Annotated in this window: 11 protein-coding genes; 8 read left to right on the forward strand and 3 right to left on the reverse strand. The window is 60.4% G+C overall.

Annotated elements, in window-relative coordinates:
- Positions 1-135 precede the first annotated feature (135 nt).
- The gene (locus QMG52_RS22520; RefSeq protein WP_502920591.1) at positions 136-330 is read left to right on the forward strand and encodes a sigma factor; all 195 of its coding nucleotides are present in this window, start codon (positions 136-138) and stop codon (positions 328-330) included.
- A gap of 159 nt (positions 331-489) precedes the next feature.
- Here the strand turns inward: QMG52_RS22520 and QMG52_RS21225 are convergent, their stop codons facing one another.
- The 3 genes from QMG52_RS21225 to QMG52_RS21235 form a co-directional block, all read right to left on the reverse strand.
- A complete protein-coding gene (locus tag QMG52_RS21225) occupies positions 490-885 on the reverse strand; it encodes an Asp23/Gls24 family envelope stress response protein (protein ID WP_283562393.1) in 396 nt (131 codons plus the stop codon).
- Entirely contained in the window at positions 878-1,273 is a 396-nt protein-coding gene (locus tag QMG52_RS21230; RefSeq protein ID WP_283562394.1) for an Asp23/Gls24 family envelope stress response protein, read from the reverse strand. Before QMG52_RS21230 ends, QMG52_RS21225 begins: the two co-directional genes overlap by 8 nt.
- 209 nt (positions 1,274-1,482) lie before the next feature.
- Positions 1,483-2,091: an RNA polymerase sigma factor gene (locus QMG52_RS21235; RefSeq protein ID WP_283562395.1), complete on the reverse strand. Its 609-nt coding sequence runs from the start codon at positions 2,089-2,091 to the stop codon at positions 1,483-1,485.
- Positions 2,092-2,284: 193 nt separating this feature from the next.
- Here QMG52_RS21235 and QMG52_RS21240 point away from each other — a divergent pair, with 193 nt between their 5' ends.
- The 7 genes from QMG52_RS21240 (at position 2,285) to QMG52_RS21270 (ending at position 6,062) form a co-directional block, all read left to right on the forward strand.
- Positions 2,285-2,788 carry an Asp23/Gls24 family envelope stress response protein gene (locus QMG52_RS21240; RefSeq protein ID WP_283562396.1) on the forward strand — a complete coding sequence of 168 codons (504 nt, stop codon included), beginning with the start codon at positions 2,285-2,287 and terminating at the stop codon, positions 2,786-2,788.
- Between the two features lie 58 nt (positions 2,789-2,846).
- On the forward strand, positions 2,847-3,026 hold the full coding sequence (locus tag QMG52_RS21245) for a hypothetical protein (protein WP_196395186.1): 180 nt from the start codon (positions 2,847-2,849) through the stop codon (positions 3,024-3,026).
- Positions 3,023-3,472 carry an Asp23/Gls24 family envelope stress response protein gene (locus tag QMG52_RS21250; RefSeq protein WP_283562397.1) on the forward strand — a complete coding sequence of 150 codons (450 nt, stop codon included), beginning with the start codon at positions 3,023-3,025 and terminating at the stop codon, positions 3,470-3,472. The genes QMG52_RS21245 and QMG52_RS21250 overlap by 4 nt, the downstream gene beginning before the upstream one ends.
- Positions 3,469-4,056, forward strand: a complete 588-nt coding sequence (locus tag QMG52_RS21255; protein WP_283562398.1) for a DUF6286 domain-containing protein — start codon at positions 3,469-3,471, stop codon at positions 4,054-4,056. The genes QMG52_RS21250 and QMG52_RS21255 overlap by 4 nt, the downstream gene beginning before the upstream one ends.
- A 45-nt stretch (positions 4,057-4,101) precedes the next feature.
- On the forward strand, positions 4,102-4,719 hold the full coding sequence (locus tag QMG52_RS21260) for an Asp23/Gls24 family envelope stress response protein (RefSeq protein WP_283562399.1): 618 nt from the start codon (positions 4,102-4,104) through the stop codon (positions 4,717-4,719).
- Between the two features lie 27 nt (positions 4,720-4,746).
- Entirely contained in the window at positions 4,747-5,499 is a 753-nt protein-coding gene (locus tag QMG52_RS21265; RefSeq protein WP_283562400.1) for a YsnF/AvaK domain-containing protein, read from the forward strand.
- A gap of 71 nt (positions 5,500-5,570) precedes the next feature.
- Positions 5,571-6,062, forward strand: a complete 492-nt coding sequence (locus QMG52_RS21270) for a mechanosensitive ion channel family protein (protein WP_283562401.1) — start codon at positions 5,571-5,573, stop codon at positions 6,060-6,062.
- Positions 6,063-6,072 lie beyond the last annotated feature (10 nt).

The following is a 6,072-nucleotide window of genomic DNA, read 5'->3' on the forward strand; positions in this document are numbered from 1 at the left end:
CAAGGTCTTCAACCTCGCCAAGCTGGCCCCCAAGAAAAGTTAGGTCATACACCCGGAGACTTCAAAAACAGCCCCTGACCTGCACCGATACAAGTCTGCCCCCAGCTAGCCGGGAAACTCCCGCTAGCGAGGCGGGTGGTCCGGGACCCGGAATTGAGCGAAGACATCATGCAGGAGGTGTATCTGCAGGTTTGGCGGTCGTCCAGTAACTTCGATCCAGTGGCTGGCAGCCCCTTGGCGTGGCTGTTGATGTTGACGCACAGACGAGCAGTGGACACAGCCAGGCAGTCTCAAAGTGCGAAAACCGCGAGTCACATCACGGTGCAATGAGCCCCCGTATGGAGTTCGACGAGGTTGTTGAGACCATCAGTGGGCGGCTCGAAGTGGAAGCGGTGGGCAAGTGTATGGGTGCGTTGACCGCTGTGCAGCGCGAAGCTGTAGCGCTTGCATATTAAGGCGGTCTTACCTATTCAGAACTTGGCACCCGCGCTAGCTTAGTTTTGTTCGTGGTTGTGGTTCTATCGCAAGGATGCTGATGTCGACCCTGCCTGGGGTCAGGCCGGTGTGGCTAATGCTCTCGCGGACGCGGTGCTTTACTGTTTCGGCGACGTTGAGCGCCGTGTAGGCGATGTCGGTGGCGATGTCGAGATGGATGCGGGCAGTTCCGTCGCTGATGGTAGCAGTCACCCCGTCGTGCCGGTAAGTACCGTTTTGGCTGCCGGGGTTACGGAGGTTTTGAAGGGCGGCGGGACCGAGCCTGGCCAGAAACCCTTGGATGGTGGGTTCGAGCCTGAGCACGCCGGGGGTTTCCAGTGCGGTCCGGGCAGCCAAAGAGGCGATCAGTTGACTGGTGATGACTTGGCCCTGCACGGGTTGTTCAGACATCGTAGAGATCCTCCACTGTGATGTTGATGGTTCCGGCGCTGATGCCGACACATGCCGTGATGGCGTTGCTGATTCTCTGCCGTAGGGAGTCGACGGTTCGGGGGATTTCGACGCTCGGGGCGGCAGCAACCCGAAGATTGATAATGAGGTGGGCACCCTCGTTAGCCGCGGTAGCCGTGTTTCCGGAGGGGCGATCCTCGCCGGAGGGGTCGTTGCCGCCGGAGCGTATTTCGATGTGGCAGCGTCGTGCATGAATGCCGGGGATCGCCGTCGCTGCGAACCGGATGACGGAACTCAGGGCCTGTTCGCTGATCTCGGTTGTTCCGTTCTCTTTGCCGTGCAGGGCAATTCTCCTGCTGCGGCGGATCTCTGCGCGGGCAACATTCATGATGGCGTTTTTGACACTGAGGCGCGGTTTTAGTGAGGTGTTGTGAAGGTCGCTTTCCCGCAGGGAACGGGTAGCCTCAGTGAGCTTTTTCAGTCTTTCCCTGGCCGATTGGCATTGTTCACACTTTTCTTCGTGCGGGCTCGGTGGTTGGTCAATTGTGGCCCAGATCCGGTCGATGCTGCGTCCGCAGCCCAGACGGGGGACGTCATCTACCGCCATTCGCTCATCCCCTCCGCTATCTCGTGCCGTGCCCGGGCGAGCCGGCCGCGAACCGCGGACTGGCTTATCTTTAGTGTGGCACCGATTTCGGCATAACTGCGTCCGTGCATTTCCCGAAGCAGCCAGCAGGCACGCTGTTCGGGGGGCAGGGTGTTCAGGAGTGTGGTCAGACTGTCCTGCCGAGCGGCCGTTTCGGCTTCGTATGCCGGGTCTGATCCCCCAGGTCCATACGTGGCACGAAATTCTGTGGCGGAACGAAGATCCTCCAAATCGGTGATCGTCTCGGGATGAGCGGAGCGTTTGCGGAGCAGGTCCAGACATCTGTTGGTTGCCAACCGGTAGGCCCAGCCGCCGAAGGCCCGGACGTCTTGGAGCATCGGCAGTCCGCGCCAGGCCGCCGTCAGGGCATCCTGCACCACGTCTTCGGCTTCTCCCCGGTCGTTAAGCATTCGGTATGCCAAACGGAAGAGCCTGTCTTGGTAGGCGATCACCAGCTGCTCGAAGGCGGCCAGATCCCCGTCTTGGGCGCGGGCGACGATGCTTCCCTCATCCAGTTCCAGTTCCAGTTCCGATTCGAAGCCGGCTCCGCGATCCTCCATGGGCTGTCCGTTCCGTCCGGCGACGTACCGGCGCTAGCCCCCAATATGTCATAACCCGGCCGCAGGCTGGATCTGATCCGGGCGATTCCGGCAAATATTTCAGAAAGTCTGCATTGCTGCGTGACGTTTGCCGGTGGGCTTCGTCTTTATCTTTGTAAGCACGATTACTATTCCCGAGAAGGAGACGTTTCCCATGTCAGAGGCAGCGAAGATCCCCGGAAGCTCCAGCGGCGTTATGGCCACCCCTGAGGAGCAGAAGCACAGCGCTCCTCAGGAGCAGCCGAAAAAGAACGACGCACTGCATACGGACCGCGGGGACACCACGATTGAGGAAACGGTAGTCCAGAAGCTCGCCGGCATGGCCACGCGTGAGGTTCCCGGCGTTTACGCCATGGGAAGTGCAGGGCGCCGTGCATTCAGCGCCCTGACCGAACGGATTCCCGGTTCGCAAACGAATGTCAGCGGCGGCGTCAGCGTGGAAAAGGGCGAACGCCAGACGGCCATTGACGTCTCCATCGTTGTGGAGTACGGGATCTCGATAGTGGACGTCAGCCAGGGGATCCGCCGTAACGTCATCCAGTCGGTGGAACACGCCACCGGTTTGGAGGTGCTGGAAGTGAACGTCAACGTCACCGATGTGCACCTGCCCGATGATGACCAGCAGGACCAGAAGGATCAAAAGACCGATCTTCAGTAATGACGTCGGGCGGGATTCCCCGCCCGGTGAGGAAAAGGCCGGTGAGAAGAGGATGGCTATGTCTACTACACGTTGGTGCCTGACGATAGGTCTGGTACTGGGAATCGTTTTGGGGTTCGGCGGCTGGTGGGCGCTGGTGGCCGCGGTGGTTCTTGGCTTCATCGGTCTGATTGTCGGGCGGGTCGCGGAGGGGAAACTCGATATGGCGGCCCTGTTCGGTAAAGCATCGAGCCGATGAACCCCCAGGGCGCCCACAAACTGCCGTTTGACCGGCCTGGCGGCCGTGACGTTGGCGGCAGCGATGGCAGTGGGGGCGATGTGGAGATGGGTTCGAGGGGGCACACCGTGGTGGCGGACAAGGTGATTGAAAAAATCGCCGGCCAGGTCGCCGGTGATGCGTCATCTGCTGGCGGTTCCTCTGGAGGGTTTTTCGGAATCGGCGCCCATGCGGACTTGTCAGCCCGGCCCAAAGCGTCCGTGGAACTTACCGGCAACATCGCCACTCTGAGCGTGGAAGTGGGGATGCTGTATCCGGTTCCGTTGCGCCAGGCCACCGAGGCGCTGCGCCAGCGGATTAGGGCCAAGGTGACGGAGCTGACCGGGGTTGAAGTGCGCCAGGTCGATATCAAGGTTTCGTGGCTGACCACCGGCGCTGAGACCAACGGGCGAAGGAGACTGCTATGAGCCGCCATGATGGACGTTCAACACGTCTACGGCACCGGCCCAGCAGGGCCGTTCCGGCGCTGATCGTGGGCATCCTGCTGCTGGCTGCCGGAGTCTTGCTGGTGTGGCTGACCGTTGCACGGCTGGTCAATGGCACGTGGCCCAATGTCCTGCAGGGACCACGTGACTGGCTCACCTCCCTGGCGTGGAACGGCTCGGGTGCGTGGTGGATCGGGATAGCCGCGGTGGTGATAGGGGTGATTCTGTTGCTGTGCGCCATCGTCCCGGGCGGTTTCAGCGCCTTGATGCTCAACGACGCAGGCGGTAGCCGGGAAGAAAAAGCCGGGCGGGTGCAGGAGCAGGAAATCGTGATGACCCGCCGCGCGGTGGCGCATCTGGCCAAAGCGCAGTGCCGGCAGATCGACGGCGTCGGCTCCGCTTCAGCGACCGCCACCACCAAGCACGTGCATCTGAGCGTCCAAACTCCGCTGCATGATACCGGCGATCTGCGCAGCAGGGTCACAGACAGTGTCCGGAACCGCCTGGAAGCAACGGGGCTGAATCCGGTCCCGCGCGTGACCGCCACGATCCGATCCAAGGGCTGACATTGTGTCCGCTACTATCTCCCCTCCCTTGAAGGAAGGCTTCCGATGAGACAGACAGCTGGAACCCTGAACCGCATTTGGCTGACGATTCTGGGTATCCTTGCCCTAGCTGCGGGGGTCGCCCTGCTCCTGCAGTCCAGCGGACAAATGCATGTCCTCGCCAACACGGCTCCGTCCGGAGACCGTGTCGTGACCGGTGATCTGCATGCGGTCTTTGCAGCGTCTTGGGTGGTGGTCATCATGCTGGTCGTCGGTGTCATCATGGGTGTGTTGGGGCTGTTGTGGGTCATCGCCCAGATCCCAAGGAAGAACACCGCAGGCGCCTACCGCCTGCATGATGACGGCGGTGAAGGTTTCACCGTCTGTGAACCGTCCGTGCTGGCGACGGCCGTGGAAAACCAGGTCAATACCCTACCCGGCGTCGTCACCTCCTCGGCTCTGCTGCGAGGAACGGCCAAAGCTGCCGACCTGACCCTGAAGGTGACGGTCAACGACAGGACCGACGTCCAGGACCTCATCCGACGCTTCGAGACGTCCACTTTGCCGGACCTGTCCAGCGCGTTGGAGGCACCACTGCAGCGCAGCAGAGTGCAGATCGACATCAGCGGACGCACCCAAAGCACCGGAACCGTGGTGCACTCCACCGGCACCGTTGTCCAATAGGGAAGGATCCATCGTGAGGAGGGTTCCATGATCACTACGCAGGACATTGAGACCATCATCGTTGGCGGCGGCGTCATGTATTCAACCGACGGAGACGAAATTGGCTCCGTGCGACAGGTCTATCTCGACGATAAGACCGGGGAACCGTCTCTGGTGCGAGTCAGCACAGGCATCTCCATCACATCGGAATCCTTCGTGCCCCTCCTGGAGGCGACCATGGAGGGCAATGACCTGCATGTGCCCTACAGCAAAGACCAGGTCAAGGACGCACCGCGCATGGACGCAGAGGGCGGCAGTAGCCCGGAGGAGCAGGCCCGGCTCTACAGCTACTACAACCTCAGCGCCACGTATACCGGCGACCGTGCCGCGGGCACATCGCCAGTGACCACCTACAAGGAGAAGACCCTTTCGCGGACCCCCGAAGGCGCAATGACCCGCTCCGAAGAGCAGTTGCGTGTCCGCACGCAAACGCACGAAACCGAAAAGGTTTGGCTGCGTAAATGCATCGTCACCGAAGAGGTCACTCTGACCGTGCCGGTCAGCCACGAAGAATTCCGTCTTGAGCGTGAACCCATCATCGACGCAAACCGCGATCAAAGAGTCGACGGTGTCGTTCTGAGCGAGGAGGACTACGAGGTGGTTCTGTACGCCGAGCGCCCGGTGATCCACCTGGAAACCATTCCCATCGAGCGGATAAGAATCCGCAAACAGATCATCACCGGCGAACGGACCATCACTGAAGAGGTCCGGCAGGAGCGGATCGACACCGACGCATCCTAAGGCAACAACAGGTAATACAACCCGTCTTCCACTGTGCCGTTTGCCGGCCAGAACACTTCCGGAGGTTCCCCATGAACAACGCGCTTTCTGCGGCCCTGGCCGACGTCATCACGTTCGTACCAAAGCTCATTTTCTTCTTCATCATCCTTATCATCGGCTGGATCATCGCCAAACTCATTGAAAAGGCCCTCTCCAAGGTCCTGCAAAAGGTCGGATTCGATAAGGCAGTTGAACGCGGCGGCATCAAGAAGGCATTGGAGAAGAGCAAGTTCGATGCTTCATCCATTGTGGGCAAAATCGTCTACTACTTCATTTTGTTGTTCGTCCTTGAATTGGCGTTCGGGGTGTTCGGCCCCAACCCGATCAGCACCCTGCTGACCGGTATCATTGCCTACCTACCGCTGGTCTTCGTCGCGATCATCATCATCGTCATCACATTTGCCATTGCTGGCAAATACGGCGTGATGGTACGGGTAGTCCGGGTAGGTGGTACCGCTGGTTTCAGGGACCCGGTACTGGCCAGAAAACGTTGTCGTGGGTTTCTGGCCAGTACCCGGTTGTGACCGTCACCGG

The sequence above is a fragment of the Paenarthrobacter sp. PH39-S1 genome (assembly GCF_030063245.1).
Taxonomy (GTDB): domain Bacteria; phylum Actinomycetota; class Actinomycetes; order Actinomycetales; family Micrococcaceae; genus Arthrobacter_M.